Source organism: Ensifer sp. KUDG1 (assembly GCF_050434285.1).
Taxonomy (GTDB): domain Bacteria; phylum Pseudomonadota; class Alphaproteobacteria; order Rhizobiales; family Rhizobiaceae; genus Ensifer.
Map to the genome: position 1 here is coordinate 63,636 of NZ_JBNDIG010000005.1, position 21,334 is coordinate 84,969.

General features: G+C 61.6%; 21 protein-coding genes and 3 tRNA genes. 1 reads left to right on the forward strand and 23 read right to left on the reverse strand.

The genetic code is table 11. The features are described 5' to 3' along the window. Window positions 1-227 precede the first annotated feature (227 nt). The 22 genes from M2267_RS14630 to M2267_RS14735 all read right to left on the reverse strand — a co-directional run bounded on the left by M2267_RS14630 (window position 228) and on the right by M2267_RS14735 (window position 20,134). Window positions 228-497, reverse strand: coding sequence for a DUF1467 family protein (locus tag M2267_RS14630; protein ID WP_043626126.1), 270 nt, complete (start codon window positions 495-497; stop codon window positions 228-230). Window positions 498-627: 130 nt separating this feature from the next. After that, window positions 628-1,032, reverse strand: a complete 405-nt coding sequence (mce, locus tag M2267_RS14635; protein ID WP_043626127.1) for a methylmalonyl-CoA epimerase — start codon at window positions 1,030-1,032, stop codon at window positions 628-630. A 57-nt stretch (window positions 1,033-1,089) separates the two neighbouring features. Continuing rightward, window positions 1,090-2,757: a ribonuclease J gene (locus tag M2267_RS14640; protein ID WP_043626129.1), complete on the reverse strand. Its 1,668-nt coding sequence runs from the start codon at window positions 2,755-2,757 to the stop codon at window positions 1,090-1,092. 26 nt (window positions 2,758-2,783) lie between these two features. Beyond that, window positions 2,784-3,548 (reverse strand): biotin--[acetyl-CoA-carboxylase] ligase, encoded by a 765-nt coding sequence (locus M2267_RS14645; protein ID WP_043626163.1) that lies wholly within the window; start codon window positions 3,546-3,548, stop codon window positions 2,784-2,786. Further along, window positions 3,548-4,990 (reverse strand): NADH-quinone oxidoreductase subunit NuoN, encoded by a 1,443-nt coding sequence (gene nuoN, locus M2267_RS14650; RefSeq protein WP_192447269.1) that lies wholly within the window; start codon window positions 4,988-4,990, stop codon window positions 3,548-3,550. Before nuoN ends, M2267_RS14645 begins: the two co-directional genes overlap by 1 nt. Before the next feature lie 19 nt (window positions 4,991-5,009). Further along, complete coding sequence (locus M2267_RS14655) at window positions 5,010-6,521, reverse strand: NADH-quinone oxidoreductase subunit M (protein WP_192447270.1); 1,512 nt, start codon at window positions 6,519-6,521, stop codon at window positions 5,010-5,012. Then, window positions 6,521-8,512, reverse strand: a complete 1,992-nt coding sequence (gene nuoL, locus M2267_RS14660; protein WP_429115154.1) for an NADH-quinone oxidoreductase subunit L — start codon at window positions 8,510-8,512, stop codon at window positions 6,521-6,523. Before nuoL ends, M2267_RS14655 begins: the two co-directional genes overlap by 1 nt. Window positions 8,513-8,519: 7 nt before the next feature. After that, window positions 8,520-8,828, reverse strand: a complete 309-nt coding sequence (nuoK, locus tag M2267_RS14665; protein WP_034803568.1) for an NADH-quinone oxidoreductase subunit NuoK — start codon at window positions 8,826-8,828, stop codon at window positions 8,520-8,522. Window positions 8,829-8,856: 28 nt separating this feature from the next. After that, window positions 8,857-9,471, reverse strand: a complete 615-nt coding sequence (locus M2267_RS14670; protein WP_043626138.1) for an NADH-quinone oxidoreductase subunit J — start codon at window positions 9,469-9,471, stop codon at window positions 8,857-8,859. A gap of 138 nt (window positions 9,472-9,609) precedes the next feature. After that, the gene (gene nuoI / locus M2267_RS14675; protein ID WP_025426590.1) at window positions 9,610-10,101 is read right to left on the reverse strand and encodes an NADH-quinone oxidoreductase subunit NuoI; all 492 of its coding nucleotides are present in this window, start codon (window positions 10,099-10,101) and stop codon (window positions 9,610-9,612) included. A gap of 64 nt (window positions 10,102-10,165) precedes the next feature. Continuing rightward, window positions 10,166-11,209, reverse strand: a complete 1,044-nt coding sequence (gene nuoH, locus M2267_RS14680) for an NADH-quinone oxidoreductase subunit NuoH (protein ID WP_034803570.1) — start codon at window positions 11,207-11,209, stop codon at window positions 10,166-10,168. A gap of 20 nt (window positions 11,210-11,229) precedes the next feature. Next, window positions 11,230-13,311 (reverse strand): NADH-quinone oxidoreductase subunit NuoG, encoded by a 2,082-nt coding sequence (nuoG, locus tag M2267_RS14685; protein ID WP_043626144.1) that lies wholly within the window; start codon window positions 13,309-13,311, stop codon window positions 11,230-11,232. 111 nt (window positions 13,312-13,422) lie between these two features. Continuing rightward, on the reverse strand, window positions 13,423-14,073 hold the full coding sequence (locus M2267_RS14690) for an NADH:ubiquinone oxidoreductase (protein ID WP_043626146.1): 651 nt from the start codon (window positions 14,071-14,073) through the stop codon (window positions 13,423-13,425). Window positions 14,074-14,079: 6 nt separating this feature from the next. Further along, entirely contained in the window at window positions 14,080-15,384 is a 1,305-nt protein-coding gene (gene nuoF, locus M2267_RS14695; protein ID WP_043626148.1) for an NADH-quinone oxidoreductase subunit NuoF, read from the reverse strand. A gap of 11 nt (window positions 15,385-15,395) precedes the next feature. Continuing rightward, the gene (locus M2267_RS14700) at window positions 15,396-16,526 is read right to left on the reverse strand and encodes an NADH-quinone oxidoreductase subunit E (protein WP_429115155.1); all 1,131 of its coding nucleotides are present in this window, start codon (window positions 16,524-16,526) and stop codon (window positions 15,396-15,398) included. Between the two features lie 16 nt (window positions 16,527-16,542). After that, entirely contained in the window at window positions 16,543-16,800 is a 258-nt protein-coding gene (locus M2267_RS14705; protein ID WP_043626153.1) for a hypothetical protein, read from the reverse strand. Continuing rightward, window positions 16,800-17,990, reverse strand: a complete 1,191-nt coding sequence (locus M2267_RS14710) for an NADH-quinone oxidoreductase subunit D (RefSeq protein ID WP_043626155.1) — start codon at window positions 17,988-17,990, stop codon at window positions 16,800-16,802. The genes M2267_RS14705 and M2267_RS14710 overlap by 1 nt, the downstream gene beginning before the upstream one ends. Before the next feature lie 57 nt (window positions 17,991-18,047). Then, window positions 18,048-18,653 carry an NADH-quinone oxidoreductase subunit C gene (locus M2267_RS14715; RefSeq protein ID WP_043626158.1) on the reverse strand — a complete coding sequence of 202 codons (606 nt, stop codon included), beginning with the start codon at window positions 18,651-18,653 and terminating at the stop codon, window positions 18,048-18,050. 18 nt (window positions 18,654-18,671) lie between these two features. Next, a complete protein-coding gene (locus tag M2267_RS14720; RefSeq protein WP_034803591.1) occupies window positions 18,672-19,250 on the reverse strand; it encodes a NuoB/complex I 20 kDa subunit family protein in 579 nt (192 codons plus the stop codon). Further along, window positions 19,241-19,606, reverse strand: coding sequence for an NADH-quinone oxidoreductase subunit A (locus tag M2267_RS14725; RefSeq protein WP_034803593.1), 366 nt, complete (start codon window positions 19,604-19,606; stop codon window positions 19,241-19,243). The genes M2267_RS14720 and M2267_RS14725 overlap by 10 nt, the downstream gene beginning before the upstream one ends. A gap of 299 nt (window positions 19,607-19,905) precedes the next feature. After that, window positions 19,906-19,982 (reverse strand) — tRNA-Asp (locus M2267_RS14730). A 75-nt stretch (window positions 19,983-20,057) separates the two neighbouring features. Then, window positions 20,058-20,134: transfer RNA gene (locus M2267_RS14735), tRNA-Asp, on the reverse strand. A gap of 459 nt (window positions 20,135-20,593) precedes the next feature. Here M2267_RS14735 and M2267_RS14740 point away from each other — a divergent pair. Next, window positions 20,594-20,669 (forward strand) — tRNA-Val (locus tag M2267_RS14740). Between the two features lie 225 nt (window positions 20,670-20,894). Here the strand turns inward: M2267_RS14740 and M2267_RS14745 are convergent. Continuing rightward, window positions 20,895-21,293, reverse strand: coding sequence for a (R)-mandelonitrile lyase (locus M2267_RS14745; RefSeq protein ID WP_223726962.1), 399 nt, complete (start codon window positions 21,291-21,293; stop codon window positions 20,895-20,897). Window positions 21,294-21,334 lie beyond the last annotated feature (41 nt).

Sequence of the window (21,334 nt, forward strand, 5' to 3'; positions counted from 1 at the left end):
AAGGCTTTTAGCCTTGTTTTTTTTTGCTTTTCAGCAAGCAGCATCCCCGCGAAGCACCTTGCAAAATTGAACTATGTCAATTTCACGGCGGTCAATCCTACAATTGCCCGGGTCTTGTGCGCAGGCATGCGCGAAGGCGCCGTCAAGGCATGGATGTGCCCATCAGATTGCAGAGAATTTGTCGCAACGAGAACGATCGCCCTCGGGTGGCGGCGACGATGAACTTATCAATAGAATTTTGGGTAGAAACGCGGAATGGAATCGATGCCGTAGCCCAGCCTGACGGACAGGATATACCAGGCGAGTTGAATGACGGCCGCAATTATGGTCGTCAGAAGCACGACCCGCTTGGCATTGAACTTCGCCGGCGCGCTCTCGACACTGCCCGGAACGACGCTGTTTTCTTCCGCCTGGGTGCGAACGCCCAAGGGCAGCACGGCAAAGAGCGTAATCCACCAGATGATGAAGTAGATGGCAAAGGTCGAAAAAAGCGGCATTTCAAGCTCCCGGTGAAGGCGATCGGCAAGACGACGGGCAACCCCGTATTCGCCGCGACTTCCGCGACATTCCGTCCGCCTTATAGCGCCGCCGGCCCGATCGCACAAACCGTCATCGCGCGATCAACTGTCACACCTCTTCGAGTTCGATCAGCGTACCCTGAAAATCCTTGGGATGCAGGAAGAGCACCGGCTTGCCGTGCGCGCCGATCTTCGGCTCGCCATCCCCCAGCACCCGTGCTCCGGCGGCGCGCAACGCGTCGCGCGCCGACAGGATGTTCTCCACCTCGTAGCAGATGTGATGCATCCCACCCGACGGGTTCTTCGCCAGGAAAGCAGCGATCGGCGAGCCCTCGCCGAGCGGCTCAAGCAGCTCGACCTTGGTGTTGGCAAGCGTGACGAACACGACGGTGACGCCGTGTTCTGGCAAAGCCTGCGGCTCGGTGACGGAGGCGCCGAGCGTCGAGCGATAGCTTTCGGCGGCGGCGTGAAGATCCGGCACGGCGATGGCGATGTGGTTCACTCTTCCAAGCATGGCGATCTCCCGCTTTGACGTCCGGCCTCGCTTACAAGGTCGCGCGCGACGGGCCAATCAGACTTTGGTGACAAACACCGTGACGATCGGCTTCTTGCCCCAGATCTGGTTGGCGGTGCTGCGTACGGCGCGGCGGACCGCCTCCTGCAGCATCGCCAGATCCTTGCGCTTGGCCCGCGGGATGCTCTCGACGGCGCCGAGAATGGCGTCGTAGAGCGTGTCCTCCATGTCCTCACCCTCGTCGTCGAACTCCGGCAAGCCGATCGCGACGATATCCGGGTCGCCCAGGAAATCGTAGCGGCTGTCGAGAACGACGTTGACGGCGACATGGCCGGCGAACGAGAGCTTCCGGCGTTCGCCGATGCCCATCTCCTCGAAGTCGCCGATGAGGCTGCCATCCTTGTAGATGCGGCCGTGGGGCGCTTCGTCAATTACTTCGGCGGGACCTGGCGCAAGACGCAGCATTTCGCCGTTCCGAAGACGCGGAACGCTGGCGATGCCGGACTGGCGACCCAGCTCGCCGTGCGCCGTCAGATGCGCCGCCTCGCCATGAACAGGCACAAGGATCTGCGGCCGCAGCCACTGGTACATCTGCTGCAGCTCGGTGCGACGCGGGTGGCCGGACACGTGTACCAGCGCTTCGCTGTCGGTGATGATGTGGATGCCCTGTTCGACGAGGCCGTTCTTGATGTCGTTGATCGCCTTTTCGTTGCCCGGGATCGTGCGTGAGGAAAATACGACCGTGTCGCCAGCCGAGAAGGCGACATTGCGCATCTCGTCGCGGGCGATCTTGGCGAGGGCTGCCCGCGGCTCGCCCTGGCTGCCGGTGAGGATCACCACGACCTTGTCGCGCGGCACGTAGCCGAACTCGTCTTCGGCGAGGAAGGGCTTGATGCCTTCCATCAGCCCAAGGTCCGTAGCGACGGCGACGACCCGCTTCATCGAACTGCCGAGCAGGAGCACATCCCTGCCCGCCTCTTCGGCCGCTTCAGCGATCGAGCGGATGCGTCCGACATTCGAGGAGAACGTCGTGATCGCCACCCGGCCCTCGGCGCTGGCAATGATCTTCGTCAGGCTTTCGGAAACCTCCTGCTCCGACGGCGAAACGCCGTCGCGCATCGCGTTGGTGGAATCGCAGACGAGCGCAAGCACACCTTCATCGCCGATCTGGCGGAAACGTGCCTCGTCGGTCAGCGGTCCAAGCGACGGGTGCAGATCGATCTTCCAGTCGCCGGTATGAACCACGGTGCCCGCCGGCGTGCGGATGATCAGCGACATCGGTTCAGGGATCGAATGGTTGACGCCGACGGCCTCGATCTCGAAGGGGCCGACATTGATACGGTCGCCCTGCTTGAAGATGGTGACGGGGATTTCGCCCCGGCTCTTCTCGAAATCGCGCTTGGCTTCCAGCATGCCCGCCGTGAACGGCGAGGCGTAGACCGGAACGTTCAGCCCCGGCCACAGGTCGTTCAGGCCGCCATAGTGGTCTTCGTGGGCATGCGTGATGATGATGCCCTTGAGATTGCGACGTTCCTCGGCAAGAAAGCCGATATCGGGGAGAACGAGGTCGACGCCCGGAAGGTCGGGCCCCGGAAACGTCACACCGCAATCGACCATGATCCACTGGCGGCTTCCCGGCCGCCCGTAGCCATAAAGGCCGAGGTTCATGCCGATTTCACCGACGCCGCCGAGCGGCAAGAACACCAGTTCTTCTTCCTGCGCCATATCGTGATGCGCCCCTGTTTCCAAATTTATCCGAAAAATACGTCGCCGGCGGCAATCGCCTGCGTCATGCCGTTGCCGGTGTCGAGCACCAGCCGTCCGGCCTCATCAATACCGGCAAAGCGCCCTGAAAGCGACCGGTCCGGCAGGTTCACGGTTATCGTTTCACCAATGCCGCGGGCTGCTGCCCGCCATTGTTCGATCGTCGCGGCGATACCGACGCCCCGATCCCAGACCTGCAGGGTCTCCGCCATCGTCAGGAACAGGCGCGCAAACAGTTCGTCGGGCGAAACCGACGCACCTTCGTTGGCCAGGGACGTCACGGGATAGAGCCCTTCGTCCGGCTGGACAGCGATGTTGATGCCGCAACCGATGACCAGCGCCCGGCGCCCATCTGGGAGGCTTTCGCCTTCAAGCAGGATACCGCAGGTCTTCTTGCCGTCGATCAGGATGTCGTTCGGCCACTTGATCTCGACAGGCGCCGAACCCGGCGGCATTACCTGACGGATTGCCCTGTGAACGGCGACGGCAACGGCAAGCGGCAGCGAATGCAGCTGCTCGACCGGAGCCGGCTCGATGAGGAGAAGCGAAGCGTAGAGATTACCCGGTTCGGAGAACCATGCCCGGCCGCGACGTCCGCGCCCGCCGGTCTGCCTGATGGCCGTGACCCAGAGATTGCCCGGGTCACCCTGGCGCGCACGCGCCAGGCATTCGCTGTTGGTCGACCCGACCGCATCGAGAGCGACGTGCCGGAAGTCGTCGAGCGAGATCCGGCCGCCGCTTTCAAAGGCGATCAAAAGAAGGTCCGCGCCGCGACTTCAGCGGCGTTTCCGAGCGGGCCGCCGATCAGGACGTATCCGAGAACGAACAGGCCCGAGAGACCGAAGACCAGCCGCAGTTCGCCGGCGGTGCGGGCAAACTCGCCCTTGGCATCGTCGAACCACATCACCTTGATGACGCGCAGGTAGTAGTAGGCGCCGACAACCGATGCGAGAACGCCGATGATGGCGAGTGCATAGAGCTGAGCTTCGATGGCCGCCATGAAGACGAAGTACTTCCCGAAGAATCCTGCCATCGGCGGGATGCCGGCGAGCGAGAACATCAGGACGGTCAGCACAGTCGCCATGAAGGGGTTGGTCTGCGACAGACCGGCGAGGTCGTCGACGTTCTCGACGTTTTCGCCTTCCTTGCGGCGCATCGCCAGGATGCAGGCGAAGGTGCCGAGCGTCATGACCATGTAGATGAGCATGTAGAGCAGCACGCCGCGAACACCGGCCATGGAGCCGGCGGCAAGGCCAACCAGCGCGTAGCCCATGTGGCCGATCGAGGAATAGGCCATCAGGCGCTTGATGTTCTTCTGGCCGATCGCCGCGAACGCGCCGAGCAGCATCGATGCGATCGAGATGAAGACGATGATCTGCTGCCAGTCGGCAACGACGGGCTCGAAGGCGTTGATGACGATGCGAACGAGGATCGCCATGGCCGCGACCTTCGGTGCCGCCGCGAAGAAGGCGGTGACCGGCGTCGGCGCGCCTTCGTAAACGTCCGGCGTCCACATGTGGAACGGCACGGCCGAGATCTTGAAGGCAAGACCGGCGAGCACGAAGACGAGACCGAAGATCAGGCCGAGCGAGCGGCCTTCGGCCGTCAGCGCAGCCGCGATCTGGGTAAAGCCGGTGTGGCCGGTGAAGCCGTAGATCAGCGACATGCCGTAGAGCAGCATGCCCGAAGAAAGCGCACCAAGGACGAAGTACTTCAGGCCGGCTTCCGTCGAGCGCACGCTATCGCGGTTGATGGCGGCAACGACATAAAGGGCCAGCGACTGCAGTTCCAACGACAGGTAGAGCGACATCAGGTCGTTGGCCGAGATCATCAGGAGCATGCCGAGCGTTGCCAGCACCAGGAGCACCGGAAACTCGAAACGGTCGATCTGGGCGGAGCGCGCATGACCGACCGTCATCACCAGGGCGGTGATGGAGCCGATCAGGGCAAGAACCTTCATGAACTTGGCGAAAGGATCCGACAGGAAGGCGCCGCCATAGGCTTCGCCTTCACCGGTCTTCAGAACGAGCCAGAGGCCGGCGATGATCAGAACGGCAACCGCAAGACCGGTGACCGTCGACGCCGACTTCTCGCCGGAAAACACGCCAATCATCAGCAAGGCCATCGCGCCGACCGCGAGGATCAGCTCGGGGATCGAGAGTTGCAGGCTTGCAAGGAGGGTTTCAGCAGTCATGTCCAATCACGTCCTGTGGTCATTGCACCGAAAGCGCAACGTTTTGCGCTGCCTGCAGGGCTGCGGAGTAGTTGTTGACGAGCAGATCCACGGAGGCCGCGGTCGCATCGAAGATCGGTGCCGGGTAGACGCCGAAGAAGATCGTCAGGATCACCAGCGGATAAAGGATGGCCTTTTCGCGCGGCGACAGGTCGAGCAACGCCTTCAGGCTTTCCTTTTCCAAGGCGCCGAACACGACCCGGCGATAGAGCCAGAGCGCGTAAGCCGCCGACAGGATCACGCCGGAGGTGGCAAAGAGCGCAACCCAGGTGTTGGCACGGAAGGCGCCAACCAGGGTCAGCACTTCACCCACGAAGCTGGACGTGCCCGGCAGGCCGACGTTCGCCATGGTGAACACCATGAAGGCGACGGCATATTTCGGCATGTTGTTGACGAGGCCGCCATAGGCGGAGATTTCGCGGGTGTGCAGACGATCGTAGACAACGCCGACGCAAAGGAAGAGCGCGCCCGAGACGATGCCGTGCGACAACATCTGGAAGATCGCACCCTGAACGCCCTGAACGTTTGCCGCAAAGATACCCATTGTCACATAGCCCATGTGTGCCACCGACGAATAGGCGATCAGCTTCTTGATGTCGGTCTGCATCAGCGCCACCAGCGAGGTGTAGATGATGGCGACGACCGAGAGCGTGAAGACGAACGGCTGGAAGTAGTCGGATGCCAACGGGAACATCGGCAGCGAGAAGCGCAGGAAGCCGTAACCACCGAGCTTCAGGAGCACGCCGGCCAGGATGACCGAGCCCGCGGTCGGTGCCTGAACGTGCGCGTCGGGAAGCCAGGTGTGGACCGGCCACATCGGCATCTTCACCGCAAAGGATGCGAAGAAGGCGAGCCAAAGCCACGTCTGCATCTGGCGCGGGAAGTTATAGGCGAGCAACTGCGTGATGTCCGTCGTACCGGCCTGCCAGTACATCGCCATGATCGCAAGCAGCATCAGCACCGAGCCGAGCAGCGTATAGAGGAAGAACTTGTAGCTGGCGTAGACGCGGTCCTTGCCGCCCCAGACACCGATGATGAGGAACATCGGAATGAGGCCGGCTTCGAAGAACACGTAGAACAGCACGATATCGAGCGACACGAAGACGCCGATCATGAACGTTTCCAGGACCAGGAACGCGATCATGTATTCCTTGAGCCGCTTCTCGATCGACAGCCAGCTTGCAAGCACGCAGAACGGCATGAGGAAGGCCGAGAGCACGACGAACAGCATCGAGATGCCGTCGATACCCAGATGATAGGAAATACCGGTGCCGAGCCACTCATGCTTTTCGATCATCTGGAAGCCGGGGTTCGAGGCATCGAACTGGTACCAGATGTAGACCGACACCGCGAAGGTGAAGATCGTCGTCAGCAGCGAAACGTTCAGGATATTCCGGCGGCCGTAGGCGCTGTCTTCTCTGACAAGCAAGAGAAGCAGAACGCCGACGAGCGGCATGAAGGTGACCGCGGAAAGTACGGGCCAATCGGTCATCAGAAGGAACTCCTGAACATCATCCAAGTAACAAGCGCGGCAATGCCGATGAGCATCGCGAACGCGTAGTGATAGAGGTAACCAGTCTGCAGGCGGACAACGCGGTCAGTGACGTTGAGCACGCGAGCGGCAATGCCGTTCGGGCCATAGCCATCGATCACGCGGCCGTCGCCTTCCTTCCACAGGAAGGTGCCGAGCCACTTGGCCGAGCGCACGAACAGGAAGTCGTAGAGCTCGTCGAAGTACCACTTGTTCAAGAGGAACTGGTAGAGGCCGCGATGCTGTTCTGCCAGATACTTCGGCAGTTCCGGCCGGCGGATATACATGTACCAGGCGGTGAAGAGGCCGAGTGCCATGGCGCAGAACGGGCTCCACTTAACCCACGTCGGAACGTGATGATACTCATGTAGGATTTCGTTTTCCGCCGAGGTGAAAAGCGCACCCTTCCAGAACTCGGCATAGCCTTCGCCGAAGAAATGATCGTGGAAAAGCCAGCCAGCGAACACCGCGCCAATGGCCAGGATGTAGAGCGGCACCAGCATGATCTGGGGCGACTCGTGCACGTGATGCATGACATCAGAGGAAGCGCGCGGCTTGCCGTGGAAGGTCATGAAAGTCAGGCGCCATGAATAGAAGCTGGTGAAGAGCGCGGCGATCACCAGCAATGCAAAGGCAAAGCCGGACACCGAGCTATGGGCGGCAAAGGCGGACTCGATGATCGCGTCCTTCGAGTAGAAGCCAGCCAAGCCAATCAGTCCAGGAATGCCAACGCCGGTCAGAGCGAGCGTACCAATCAACATCGTCACATAGGTAACCGGAATGTGCTTCCGGAGACCACCCATGTAGCGCATGTCCTGTTCGCCATCGACGGCGTGGATCACGGAGCCCGCACCCAAGAACAGCAGCGCCTTGAAGAAGGCGTGCGTGAACAGGTGGAAGATGGCCGCGCCATAGGCGCCGACGCCGAGCGCCACGAACATGTATCCGAGCTGCGAGCAGGTCGAATAGGCGATGACGCGCTTGATGTCGTTCTGGACGAGGCCGACGGTCGCCGCGAAGAAGGCGGTGATCGCACCGATGATGGTGACGACGGTCAGCGCATCCGGCGACAGTTCGAACAGCGGCGACATGCGTGCAACGAGGAAGACGCCGGCGGTAACCATGGTTGCGGCATGGATAAGAGCCGAAACCGGGGTCGGGCCTTCCATGGCGTCCGGAAGCCAGGTGTGCAGCAGGAACTGCGCCGACTTGCCCATGGCGCCGACGAAGAGCAACAGGCAGGCAGCCGTGATCGCATCAGCCTTGTCGAGATGCATGCCAAACAGCGTGATGGCCGCCTCCCCTGCTGCGGCGCCTTCGGCCGGCAGGTAGGTCTGGGCAGCAGCGAAGATCGTCTCGAAATTGACCGAGCCGAACAGCACGAAGACGAGGAAGATGCCAAGCGAAAAACCGAAGTCGCCGACGCGGTTGACGATGAAGGCCTTCATCGCCGCAGCGTTCGCAGACGGCTTCTTATACCAGAAGCCGATCAGCAGGTAGGATGCGAGACCCACGCCTTCCCAGCCGAAGAACATCTGAATGAGGTTGTCCGACGTGATCAGCATCAACATCGCGAAGGTGAACAGCGACAGGTACGCGAAGAAACGCGGACGATGCGGATCGTGGTGCATGTAGCCGATCGAATAGACATGCACGAGCGTCGACACGGTGTTGACGACGACGAACATGACCGAGGTCAGCGTATCGACGCGGAACGCCCATTCGACATCGAAGCTGCCGGACTGGATCCAGCGCAGCACCGACACCTTGATCAGTTCCTGCTCGCCGAGCGCGACATGGAAGAAGACGAACCACGACAGTCCGGCGGTGATGATCATCAGCCCGCTGGTGACGAATTCGGAAGCCTTGGCGCCGATCGAATTGCCGAAAAGGCCAGCGACCAGAAAGCCGATCAAAGGCAGGAAGACGATAGCCTTGATGATGGTATCCATAGCCCAATCAGCCCTTCATCATGTTGACGTCTTCAACAGCGATCGAGCCGCGGTTGCGGTAGAAGACGACGAGAATTGCAAGTCCGATGGCCGCTTCCGCAGCCGCGACGGTCAGGATGAACAGGGCAAAGACCTGGCCAGTGATATCGTTCAGGAACGCCGAGAAGGCGACCATGTTGATATTGACCGCAAGAAGAATGAGTTCGACCGACATCAGGATGACGATGACGTTCTTCCGGTTCAGGAAGATGCCGAAGACGCCCAGCGTGAACAGGATGGCGCTGACGGTGAGATAGTGGGAAATTCCGATTTCCATTTTTTTGTTCCTCGATCTCGCGTCCGACTTAGATGCCCTGGCCGGGCTTGACCGAGACCACTTCGACGGCGGTCTCGGGCGTGCGGGCAACCTGTTGCGGGATGTTCTGGCGCTTGACGTTGTCGCGGTGGCGCAGGGTCAGCACGATCGCGCCGATCATGGCGACGAGCAGGACCAGGCCGGCGATCTGGAAGAAGTAAACGTAGTGGGTATAGAGCACGTCGCCGAGCGCCGCCGTGTTCGTGCGGTCGGCGACCGCCGGGATCGGCATCGAAATCGACTTGGCGATCTCCGGCGAGAACGTCGCACCGCCAACCACGATGATGAGCTCGGCTGCAAGGATCAGACCGATCAGCGCGCCGACCGGCGCGTATTCGAGCACACCGGCCCGCAGTTCCGCGAAGTCGATGTCGAGCATCATGACCACGAACAGGAACAGCACCGCGACCGCGCCGACATAAACGACCAGCAGGATCATCGCGAGGAATTCGGCGCCGGTCAGCAGAAACAGACCTGCCGAGTTAAAGAAGGTCAGGATCAGGAACAGAACCGAATAAACCGGGTTCCTGGCCGCAATGACCATGAATGCCGACGCCACCGCGATGAAGGCAAAGAGATAGAAAAAAAGAACCTGCAGACCCATGATCGGTGCCTTCTTCGTCTTGCACGGTGTGAGGCGCTTCTGGCCCCACTCCACAGGCAAAGCCGGACACGCGTCCGGCCGTTGCCCAAACCTATGTCACATGCACCGCCCTCCCCGGGGCGGCACTACGCTCTGGCCTCAGCGATAGGGCGAGTCCATTGCGATGTTGCGTGCGATTTCCCGTTCCCAACGGTCGCCGTTGGCGAGGAGCTTGTCCTTGTCGTAGTACAGCTCTTCGCGCGTCTCGGTGGCGAACTCGAAGTTCGGGCCCTCGACGATGGCATCGACCGGACAGGCTTCCTGGCAGAAACCGCAATAGATGCACTTCACCATGTCGATGTCGTAGCGAACCGTACGGCGGGTGCCGTCGTTGCGGCGCGGGCCGGCTTCGATGGTGATGGCCTGTGCAGGACAGATCGCCTCGCACAGCTTGCAGGCGATGCAGCGTTCTTCACCGTTCGGATAACGGCGCAGCGCATGCTCGCCGCGGAAACGCGGGCTGACCGGCCCCTTTTCGAAGGGGTAGTTCAACGTCGCCTTCGGCTTGAAGAAATAGCGCATCGACAGAAAGAACGCGCCGACGAATTCCTTCAGGAACAGCGAGCTGACGGCTTGCGAAAGACCGGCCATCATTTACCTCCAGAGTTGCCGGCCTGGGAGCGGCCGGCGGTATGCTGCCAAACGTGAGCCATCGTCATGCGGCTCCCGTCAGCTTGAGAACGAACGCAGTGATCACGACCATTGCGAGAGAGATCGGCAGGAAGACCTTCCAGCCAAGACGCATCAGCTGGTCGTAACGGTAACGCGGCACAAAAGCCTTCACCATCGCGAACATGAAGAACACGAAGGATGCCTTCAGCACGAACCAGATGATGCCGGGAACCCAGTTGAGGAACCAGACGTCGACCGGGGGAAGCCAGCCACCGAGGAACAGGATCGTCGTCAGCGCGCACATCAGGCAGATGGCGGCGTATTCGCCGAGCATGAACATCATGTAAGGCGTGGAGCCGTACTCGACCATGAAGCCGGCGACGAGTTCGGATTCCGCTTCCGGAAGGTCGAAGGGCGGGCGGTTCGTTTCGGCCAGCGCCGAAATGAAGAACACGATGAACATCGGGAACAGCGCCAGCCAATGCCAGTCGAGGAACGACGCCGGCAGGCCGAGGTTCGTACCGATGCCGCTCGACTGCGCGTTGACGATGTCCGTCAGGTTCAGCGAGCCTACGCAGAGCAGAACGGTGACGATGACGAAGCCGATCGAGACTTCGTAGGAAACCATCTGTGCCGCGGAGCGAAGCGCGCCGAGGAAGGGATATTTGGAGTTCGACGCCCAACCGCCCATGATGATGCCATAAACTTCAAGCGAAGATATGGCGAACACGAAGAGGATACCGACGTTGATGTTCGCGATCACCCAGCCGGCGTTGAGCGGGATCACCGCCCAGGCGGCGAGCGCCAGCGTCACGGAGACGAGCGGGGCGAGCAGGAAGATCGCCTTGTTGGCGCCGGCGGGAATCACCGGCTCCTTGAAGACGAACTTCAAAAGGTCGGCGAAGGACTGGAAAAGTCCCCACGGGCCTACCACATTCGGACCACGGCGGAGCTGAACTGCAGCCCAGATCTTACGGTCGGCGAGCAGGATGTAGGCGATGAAAAGCAGCAGCGCGACCAGGAGCAGCAGCGACTGGGCGACCATGATGATCGCGGGCCAGACATAGGTCGAAACGAAAGCGTCCATGATACTCTATTCCCTCGCGCTCATTCCGCCGCAGCTTTGAAATTGTTGCGTGCCAAAGCCGAGCATTCGGCCATGACGGCGGATGCGCGCGCTATCGGGTTCGTCAAATAGAAGTCTTTGACCGGAGACGCAAACACGGATTTGCCCATCTCACCGGCTTTTTGACCAAGTGCGGCAATTTCGTCGCCGTTGCCGGTCGCGATTGCGTCGATATCGGCGAAATGCGGGTGGGCCGCATAGAGCTTCGAGCGCAATTCGCCAAGCGAATCAAAGGGCAGCTTCTTGCCGAGCACGTCGGAAAGCGCGCGGATGATCGCCCAATCCTCGCGGGCATCGCCCGGTGCGAAGCCGGCGCGGTTGCCGACCTGAACGCGGCCTTCGGTGTTGACCCAGGTACCGGACTTTTCGGTGTAGGTCGCGCCTGGCAGGATGACGTCGGCTGCATGTGCGCCGTTGTCGCCGTGCGAGCCGATATAGACGGTGAAGCCGGACTTGCGTTCCGCAAGGTCGATCTCGTCGGCGCCGAGCAGGAAGAGAACGTCGGAGGCGGTGACCATCTCGGCCGCCGTCTTGCCGTTCGCGCCCGGAACGAAGCCGAGGTCGAGACCACCGACGCGGGAAGCGGCCGTGTGAAGAACGGCAAAGCCGTTCCACTCGGCGGTGACCGCACCGACGGCGCCCGCGAGCTTGGCGGCGGCGGAAAGAACGGCAGCGCCGCCCTCCCCTGCAACAGCACCCTGGCCGATGAGGATCATCGGGCGCTGCGCCTTCTTCAAGGTCGCTGCAAACTTGCCCTTGCCCGAGACGAGCTCGGCCAGCGTTTCGGTGCCGGCGCCGAGATATTCGTATTCATAGCGCAGTTCACCCGGCTCGCCGATCACGGCGATCGGGAAGTTGCCCATGCGGTAGCGCTTGCGGATGCGGGCGTTGAGAACAGACGCCTCGAAGCGCGGGTTGGAGCCGATAACCAGAAGCGCGTCAGCGCTTTCGATGCCAGCGATCGTCGGGTTGAAGAGGTAGCTGGCGCGGCCGAGCGACGGGTCGAGTGCGGCACCATCCTGGCGGCAATCAACGCTTTCGGAGCCGAGGGCTGCAATAAGCTGCTTCAGCGCGTACATTTCTTCGACCGAAGCGAGGTCGCCGGCAATGGCGCCGATCTTGTCGCCGGAGGTCTGGGCAACGGCCGCCTTGACCGCCTGGAAGGCTTCGCCCCAAGTCGCCGGCTGCAGACGGCCGTCCTTCTTGACGTACGGACGATCGAGACGCTGCGTCTTCAGGCCATCCCAGATGAAGCGGCTCTTGTCGGAGATCCACTCTTCGTTGATGTCCTCGTTGACGCGCGGCATGATGCGCATGACTTCGCGGCCGCGGGTGTCGACGCGGATCGCCGAGCCGAGCGCGTCCATCACGTCGATGGATTCGGTCTTGTTCAACTCCCACGGACGGGCGGTGAAGGCAAACGGCTTCGAGGTCAGCGCGCCGACCGGGCAGAGGTCAACGACGTTGCCCTGCAGCTCGGAGGTCATCGCCTGCTCGAGATAGGTGGTGATTTCGGCGTCTTCGCCACGGCCGATCAGGCCAAGCTCGGCAATGCCGGCAACTTCTGTCGTGAAGCGAACGCAGCGCGTGCAATGAATGCAGCGGTTCATCACGGTCTTGACGAGCGGGCCGATATACTTGTCTTCGACCGCGCGCTTGTTTTCCTGGTAGCGCGAGCTGTCGATACCGAAGGCCATGGCCTGGTCCTGCAGGTCGCATTCGCCGCCCTGATCACAGATCGGGCAGTCGAGCGGATGGTTGATCAGCAGGAATTCCATCACGCCTTCGCGCGCCTTCTTGACCATCGGCGTGGTCGTGAAGACTTCCGGGGCTTCACCGTTCGGGCCCGGACGGAGGTCGCGCACGCCCATGGCGCAAGAGGCGGCGGGCTTGGGCGGCCCTCCCTTCACCTCGATCAGACACATGCGGCAGTTGCCGGCGACCGAAAGCCGCTCGTGGAAACAGAAGCGCGGAACTTCAGCCCCGGCCTCTTCGCACGCCTGAAGCAGCGTGAAATGATCCGGTACCTCGATCTCTTTTCCGTCGACTTTCAGCTTTGCCATCTTCGTACTCAATCCTGTCTTCCGTCCGTCGGCCCATCGGCGACGGACAATTCCAACACAGCCTTGCTGCTTGCGGGCGATGGCCGTCTCCGGTCCCCCACCCCTATTGTCTCAAGCGCCTTTCAGCGCCTTGGCCTGTCCAACCCAATCGTCCCGCTTGATCCGCCCGCCGAAACCGAGTTCGTCGTCGAAGCGGGCGACGTCCGCCTCGCTCCAACCGGCAATGTCGGCAAAGCCGCTGATCCCTTTAGCGTTCAGCACCTGCTCGAGCTTCGGGCCGATGCCGGAGATCCGCTTGAGGTCGTCGGTGGCTTTCGCCTTGGTGCGCGTCGCGCGAACCTTGACCACCTTTTGAGCGGCACCCTTCTCGATCACCGGCTTTGCGGCTGCGCGCTTGGCAAGCGCGGGCGGCTTGGCGACCGGTTTCGGCTTTGCTTCGGCCTGCATCGTCTTTGCGACGACTGCAGGCGCCGCGTCAGACGCCGCGGGCTCTACCCGCTTCTGCGCTGCCTCGACGGCCCCTTGCATCGCGCCGATCATGGCGCCTGCAATCTGGGTCGTGAGACCGAAGCCGATCGCGGTCGCTGCCGCAACTGCGGCTGCCGGATGGACCATCAGCGGATGCAGCGGCACCTGGGAAAGGCCCTTCATCCATTCGCCCATGCCGAACGGATCGGCCGGATCGCCGCCAAGCGGACGCGCGAACGGAATGCCTGCTTCGGCCTGTCCCTTCATCTGTCCCTCCCCGCGTGCGCCGGCCATCGTGCCTTACTCCGCCGCTTCCAGAACCGCACCATGCGACGAGGCATTGCGGGTGTATTCGTCGATGCGCGCTTCCATCTCCGGACGGAAATGCTTGATCAGGCCCTGGATCGGCCAGGCGGCTGCGTCGCCGAGCGCGCAGATCGTGTGGCCTTCCACCTGCTTGGTGACGTCGAACAGCATGTCGATCTCGCGCTTCTGGGCGCGACCCTGAACCATGCGTTCCATGACGCGCATCATCCAGCCGGTGCCTTCGCGGCACGGCGTGCACTGGCCGCAGCTCTCGTGCTTGTAGAAGGCCGAAAGACGCCAGATCGCCTTGATGATGTCGGTCGACCGGTCCATCACGATGACGGCGGCCGTTCCAAGGCTGGAGCCGACCTCGCGCAGGCCGTCGAAATCCATGATCGCGTCCTTCATCTGCGCGCCAGGCACGCAAGGAACGGACGAACCGCCGGGGATGACAGCGAGCAGGTTGTCCCAGCCGCCGCGAATGCCACCACAGTGCTTTTCGATCAGCTCATGGAACGGGATCGACATCGCGTCTTCGACCGTGCACGGACGGTTGACGTGGCCGGAGACCGAATAGAGCTTGGTGCCGTGGTTGTTCGGACGGCCGAAGCTCGTGTACCAGCCGGCCCCGCGACGCAGGATCGTCGGGGTGACCGCGATCGACTCGACGTTGTTGACGGTCGTCGGGCAGCCGTAGAGGCCCATGTTTGCCGGGAACGGCGGCTTCAGGCGCGGCTGGCCCTTCTTGCCTTCGAGGCTTTCGAGCAGCGCGGTCTCTTCGCCACAGATATAGGCGCCGGCACCATGGTGCACGTAGATGTCGATGTCATAGCCGAGCTTGTTGTTCTTGCCGAGCAGGCCGTAGGCGTAGCACTCGTCGATCGCCGCCTGCAGCGCCTCGCGCTCGCGGACGAATTCGCCGCGCACGTAGATGTAGGCGACATGCGCACCCATCGCGAAGGAAGCAATGACGCAGCCTTCGATCAGCGTGTGCGGGTCGTGACGCATGATGTCACGGTCCTTGCAGGTGCCAGGCTCGGACTCGTCGGCATTGACGACGAGGTAGTGCGGACGGCCGTCGCTTTCCTTCGGCATGAAGGACCACTTGAGGCCCGTCGGGAAGCCGGCGCCGCCACGACCGCGAAGGCCGGAAGCCTTCACTTCGTTGACGATCCAATCACGGCCCTTTTCGAGCAACTGCTTGGTGCCGTCCCAGTGGCCGCGCGCCATGGCGCCCTTCAGGGACTTGTCCTTGAGGCCGTAGATGTTGGTAAAGATGCGGTCTTCATCTCTGAGCATAATTCACCTCTTTACCGCGGCTTCTTGCCGAAGACCTTGATGTATTCGGCTTCGCCGCCCTTGGCGAGCGCCTTGGCCTGCTTGACCCAGTCGTCGCGTTCGATGCGGCCCTTGAAATTCAGGTATCCGTCAACCCACTCGCGCTCCGCCTTCTTCCACGAAGCAACTTGCGCGTAGGTGTAGATGCCCAGTTCGTTGAGCGTACCTTCGATCTTCGGACCGACGCCCGAAATCAGCTTGAGGTCGTCGACAGCTGCCGGCTTCTCGATGCCGGCCGGACGGTTCTTGTCCTCCAGCGACGGCTTGCCGGAAACGGCGGCGGCCTTCGCCGGCGTCGACTTGTCGACGGTGTCGCCTTCGACCTTGGCGTTGGCAGCGGCCTCGCCCTTTGCCGTCGCCGGCGTCTTCAGCGAAGCATTGGTCTCGCTCGCTGCGGTCTTGACACGGCCGGCGTTCGACGGCGGAACCGAAACGGCCGGAGCATCGCTTGCCTTCTTGGCAGCGCCGGGCGCAGCCTTGGCCGAAGCAGAGCCTGCCATCATCAGCGTCGTCGGGCCACCCTCGGGTGCGGAATAGATGCGATCGATCTGCGGACCGGGGGTAACTTCAGCACCCTTGCCTGCTTCAAACCGGTCGATGATCTGCTCGAGTTGCTCGGGCGTCAGGTCTTCGAAGGTGTCCTTGAAGATCATGACCATCGGTGCGTTGACGCAGGCGCCCTGACATTCGACTTCTTCCCAGGAGAGCGTGCCGCTCTCGTTCAGGGTGAAGGGATCATGGGCAATCTTGCTCTTGCAGACCTTGATCAGGTCTTCGGCGCCACGCAGCATGCACGGTGTCGTGCCGCAAACCTGAATGTGGGCGCGCGTGCCGACCGGCTTCAACTGGAACTGGGTGTAGAAGGTCGCAACTTCGAGCGCGCGGATATACGGCATGCCGAGCATGTCCGCGATCGACTCGATGGCGGCCTTCGTAACCCAACCGTCCTGGTCCTGGGCGCGCATCAACAACGGGATGACGGCAGACTGCTCACGGCCCTTGGGGTATTTGTTGATCGTTTCCTTCGCCCAGGCGGCGTTCTCCTTGCTGAAGGCAAAGCTCGCTGGCTGGACGGTGTCTTCGGCTAGTCGACGAACGGACATTCTAGTGGACACCTTATCAGTTAATCGAACCGCACCGCGATTTCGTCACCGAGACGAATTCGCAGGCATAGGCTGACTGGTCTTTCTGCAAAAATACGATGTAGCGCGTGCCATTGGCGACCGCGGCCTTGATCTCGTAGCCCTTGGCCACAAGATCGGCCATCGAGCCCCCGCGCATGCCGCCCGACGTCGCGCCGCTATCGACCTGCTCCTGTGCGGAAGCGGTCGATGCGAGTGCGAGAAGAGCGAGCGTGGCCAGGGGCGCGAGACGCATCAGCGGTCCACCTCACCGAACACGATATCGAGGGAGCCCAGCACGGCCGAAACGTCGGCAAGCTGGTGTCCCCGACAGAGGAAATCCATCGCCTGGAGATGCGCATAACCCGGAGCGCGGATCTTGCAGCGATAGGGCTTGTTGGTGCCGTCGGAGACGAGATAGACGCCGAATTCGCCCTTCGGCGCTTCGACGGCGGCGTAAACGTCGCCGGCCGGCACGTGGTAGCCTTCGGTGTAGAGCTTGAAGTGGTGGATGAGCGCTTCCATCGAACGCTTCATCTCGCCGCGCTTCGGCGGAACGATCTTGCCGTCGAGCGACGAAACCGGGCCGACCTTGGCGTCGCCGAGCAGGCGATCGACGCACTGGCGCATGATGCGCGCCGACTGGCGCATTTCGATCATGCGGATCAGGTAGCGGTCGAAGCAGTCGCCGTTCTTGCCGATCGGGATATCGAACTCCATGTCCGAATAGCATTCGTAGGGCTGCGAACGGCGCAGGTCCCAGGCAGCGCCCGAGCCACGCACCATCACACCCGAGAAGCCCCAGGCCCAGGCATCGTCGAGCTTGACGACGCCGATGTCGACGTTGCGCTGCTTGAAGATGCGGTTGCCGGTCAAGAGTTCGTCGATATCGTCGACGGTCTTCAGGAACGGATCGATCCACTTGCCGATGTCTTCGACGAGTTCGTGCGGCAGGTCCTGGTGGACGCCGCCCGGACGGAAATAGGCCGAGTGCATGCGGGCGCCGCAGGCACGCTCATAAAACACCATCAGCTTTTCGCGCTCTTCGAAGCCCCAGAGCGGCGGCGTCAGCGCACCGACGTCCATCGCCTGCGTGGTGACGTTCAGAAGATGCGACAGGATACGGCCGATTTCCGAATAGAGAACGCGGATGAGCTGGCCGCGGATCGGAACTTCCGTGCCCGTCAGCTTCTCAACAGCCAGAGCGAAAGCGTGCTCCTGGTTCATCGGCGCCACATAATCGAGGCGGTCGAAATAGGGCACGGCCTGCAGATAGGTCTTGGTCTCGATCAGCTTCTCGGTGCCGCGATGCAGCAGGCCGATATGCGGATCGACGCGCTCGACGATTTCGCCATCAAGCTCGAGCACCAGACGAAGAACGCCGTGGGCCGCCGGATGCTGCGGGCCAAAGTTGATGTTGAAGTTGCGGACGTTATGTTCGGTCATACCGATTGCTCCAGGCCGGACGGCAGCCGTTCACCGGCTACCGCGGACCATTTAGTCTCACCGTGCTTTCGCCTTCTCGTCGCCGGGCAGCACGTAGTCCGTGCCTTCCCAGGGAGAGAGGAAGTCGAAGTTGCGGAATTCCTGCTTCAGTTCGACGGGTTCGTAGACGACGCGCTTTGCTTCGTCGTCGTAACGCACTTCGACAAAACCGGTGACCGGGAAGTCCTTGCGCAGCGGGTGTCCTTCGAAACCGTAGTCCGTCAGGATGCGACGCAGGTCAGGGTGGCCGGTAAACAGGATGCCGTACATGTCGTAGGCTTCGCGCTCGAACCAGTCGGCACCGGGATAAACCGGCGTGGCCGACGGAACCGGCTCATTCTCGCCGGTTGCGACCTTGATGCGCACGCGCAGGTTCTGGCGTGGCGACAAGAGATGATAGACAACGTCGAAACGGTCCGGCCGCTGCGGCCAGTCGACGCCGCAGACATCGACGAAATTGACGAAGGCGCACTGCACATCGTCACGAAGGAACGTCAGCAGCGCGATCAGGTTCGCCGATGTCGTCGTCAGCGTCAGCTCGCCATAGGCCAGCGATGCGTCGGAGATCAGCGCGCCGCGCGTTTCGCGCAGGTAGGATGCAAGCTCATTCAGGGCTTCACTCATATCAAAGACCCCCTGCCCTTAGCGCTCGATCGTGCCGGTCCGGCGGATCTTCTTCTGCAGCAGGAGCACGCCGTAAAGCAGCGCTTCTGCCGTGGGAGGACAGCCTGGCACGTAGATGTCGACGGGAACGACGCGGTCGCAGCCGCGAACAACCGAATAGGAATAGTGGTAGTAGCCGCCGCCATTGGCGCACGAGCCCATCGAGATGACGTAACGCGGCTCCGGCATCTGGTCATAGACCTTGCGGAGCGCGGGCGCCATCTTGTTGGTCAGCGTGCCGGCGACGATCATGACGTCGGATTGGCGCGGCGAGGCGCGCGGCGCAAAGCCGAAACGCTCGGCGTCGTAACGCGGCATCGACATCTGCATCATCTCGACCGCGCAGCAGGCGAGACCGAAGGTCATCCACATCAGCGAACCGGTACGGGCCCAGTTGATGAGCTCGTCGGTCGAGGTGACCAGAAAACCCTTGTCGGCGAGCTCATTGTTGATCTCGCCGAAGAATGCGTCATTGCTGCCAATCGGCTTGCCGGTGGAGGGATCGATGATCCCTTTCGGCTTGGGCGCAACGAGCGTGGTGCCGGAGGTCAGTTCCATTCCAGCGCTCCCTTCTTCCATTCATAGATAAAGCCGATCGTCAGCACACCGAGGAAGACCATCATCGACCAGAACCCGAACCAGCCGAGTTCATGGAACGACACCGCCCAGGGGAAGAGGAAGGCGACTTCAAGGTCGAAGATGATGAAGAGGATCGACACGAGGTAGAAGCGGATGTCGAACTTCATGCGGGCGTCGTCGAACGCATTGAAGCCGCACTCGTAGGCCGACAGCTTTTCCGAATCAGGAGCCTTGAAGGCGACGGCGAAGGGAGCAATCAGAAGCGCCACACCGATCACCAATGCGATTCCAATGAAAATCGCGATCGGAACGTAGGAACCGAGAAGTTCAGTCATTGTTATCCGTCCCTGCCTGCGGGAGGGCGCATGGGAGAGCGCCAGAACAACAAATCTCGCAGGCCGAAAAATATGTTGCAACGCCGGAGTGGTTAGCGCAGCCCGCGCCGTCGCGCAAGCCTTGAGGGGCCATTTAAACCGCTTCGCACCACAGGATCAGACGGGTGATACCGACAAAGCGCGGATTTGCGGGCCGACGCGAACTTTACGGTAAAACAAAGCGAGACGAGACAGATTGCCGCAGCGCACAATCCGGCCCTAAGGCCGACGCGATTTGCAGTAAAGGAGGAGAGAAGAAATGGCGCGAGTGACGGGGCTCGAACCCGCGACCTCCGGCGTGACAGGCCGGCACTCTAACCGACTGAGCTACACCCGCGCATGATGACCGCGAACGATCATTAGTACCACCATCGGCCCTCGATGAGAACCTAAGGCAATTCCAGATCAAGAGTGGCGCGAGTGACGGGGCTCGAACCCGCGACCTCCGGCGTGACAGGCCGGCACTCTAACCGACTGAGCTACACCCGCATCATCTTGACTTGGTCGAGGCGTTTCCGCCCCGCATCGAGCAGCAGCGCCGTTCGATGAGCGGCTAACTAAGCGGTTCGGATTGGGGTGTCAAGCGTGTTTGAAGACAAATCCGTGACGGAATGAAAATTGATCCACAGGGCAATAAAACGATCGAAATCAGAATGGACCAATGACGCCTGCCGCCACCGACCCATCGCCCCTACCCCCACCATGCTTTCGCCCATGCGCGTACAGGGAGGCTGATTCCGGATCTTCTTCCCTCCCTCCCCCCGCGCGTCGTTGCGGGGGCGCCATACGCGTATTTTGTCCACAAGCACGAAGCCCGCAGTTTCAGGGGGTCGCGCAATCGCCAACAAAAAAAATCAAAAAAACGATACAAATGCTCTTGCGGTTTTTTTCGGTTACGCCTAGATCACGGCCACCGACGCGGCGGACTGATCCGGTCCAAACGCGGAAGGGCGATTAGCTCAGTTGGTAGAGCGCCTCGTTTACACCGAGGATGTCGGGAGTTCGAGTCTCTCATCGCCCACCATTTTCTCCCAAAGAAAAACATCACCGAACCCCCCGCATTTGTCGCTCACGTTATCGCGTGACGTTTGCGATCTGCCTTTCGTTCTGAGTTGCTTTCGCTTTAGAACTCGGCCGTCAGCGGCCGGGAATCAGGGATTCGACGGCCCGATCGCGATACCCGCCACCGTCACCCTCACCTGAAGCAGCACGACCGCCAAATTCCAATGTGTCGGCAGGCGCAGCGGCGCTAGCCGCCGCGATACTGCTCGTCGCTGACATGCTCCAGCCAATCCACAGCCTTGCCGTCGAGCGCTTCCTGGATCGCGAGGTGGACCATAGCTGTATCGGGCGCTGCACCGTGCCAGTGCTTTTCGCCCGGCGGGAACCAGACGACATCGCCCATGCGAATCTCCTGCACCGGGCCACCCCAGCTTTGCACGAGGCCACGGCCGGCGGTGACAACCAGGGTCTGGCCGAGCGGATGCGTATGCCAGGCCGTGCGCGCGCCGGGCTCGAAGGTGACGCTGACGGCGCGGACGCGCGCCGGTCCAGCGGCCTCGATTACCGGGTCCTGGCGTACCGTGCCGGTGAAGTATTCCGCCGGAGCGCGCATCGAAGGTCTCGATCCACCGGGTATGATGTCCATCTCTCGTTCCTCCGATTTTCGTATGTGCGCTCGTCGTCAGC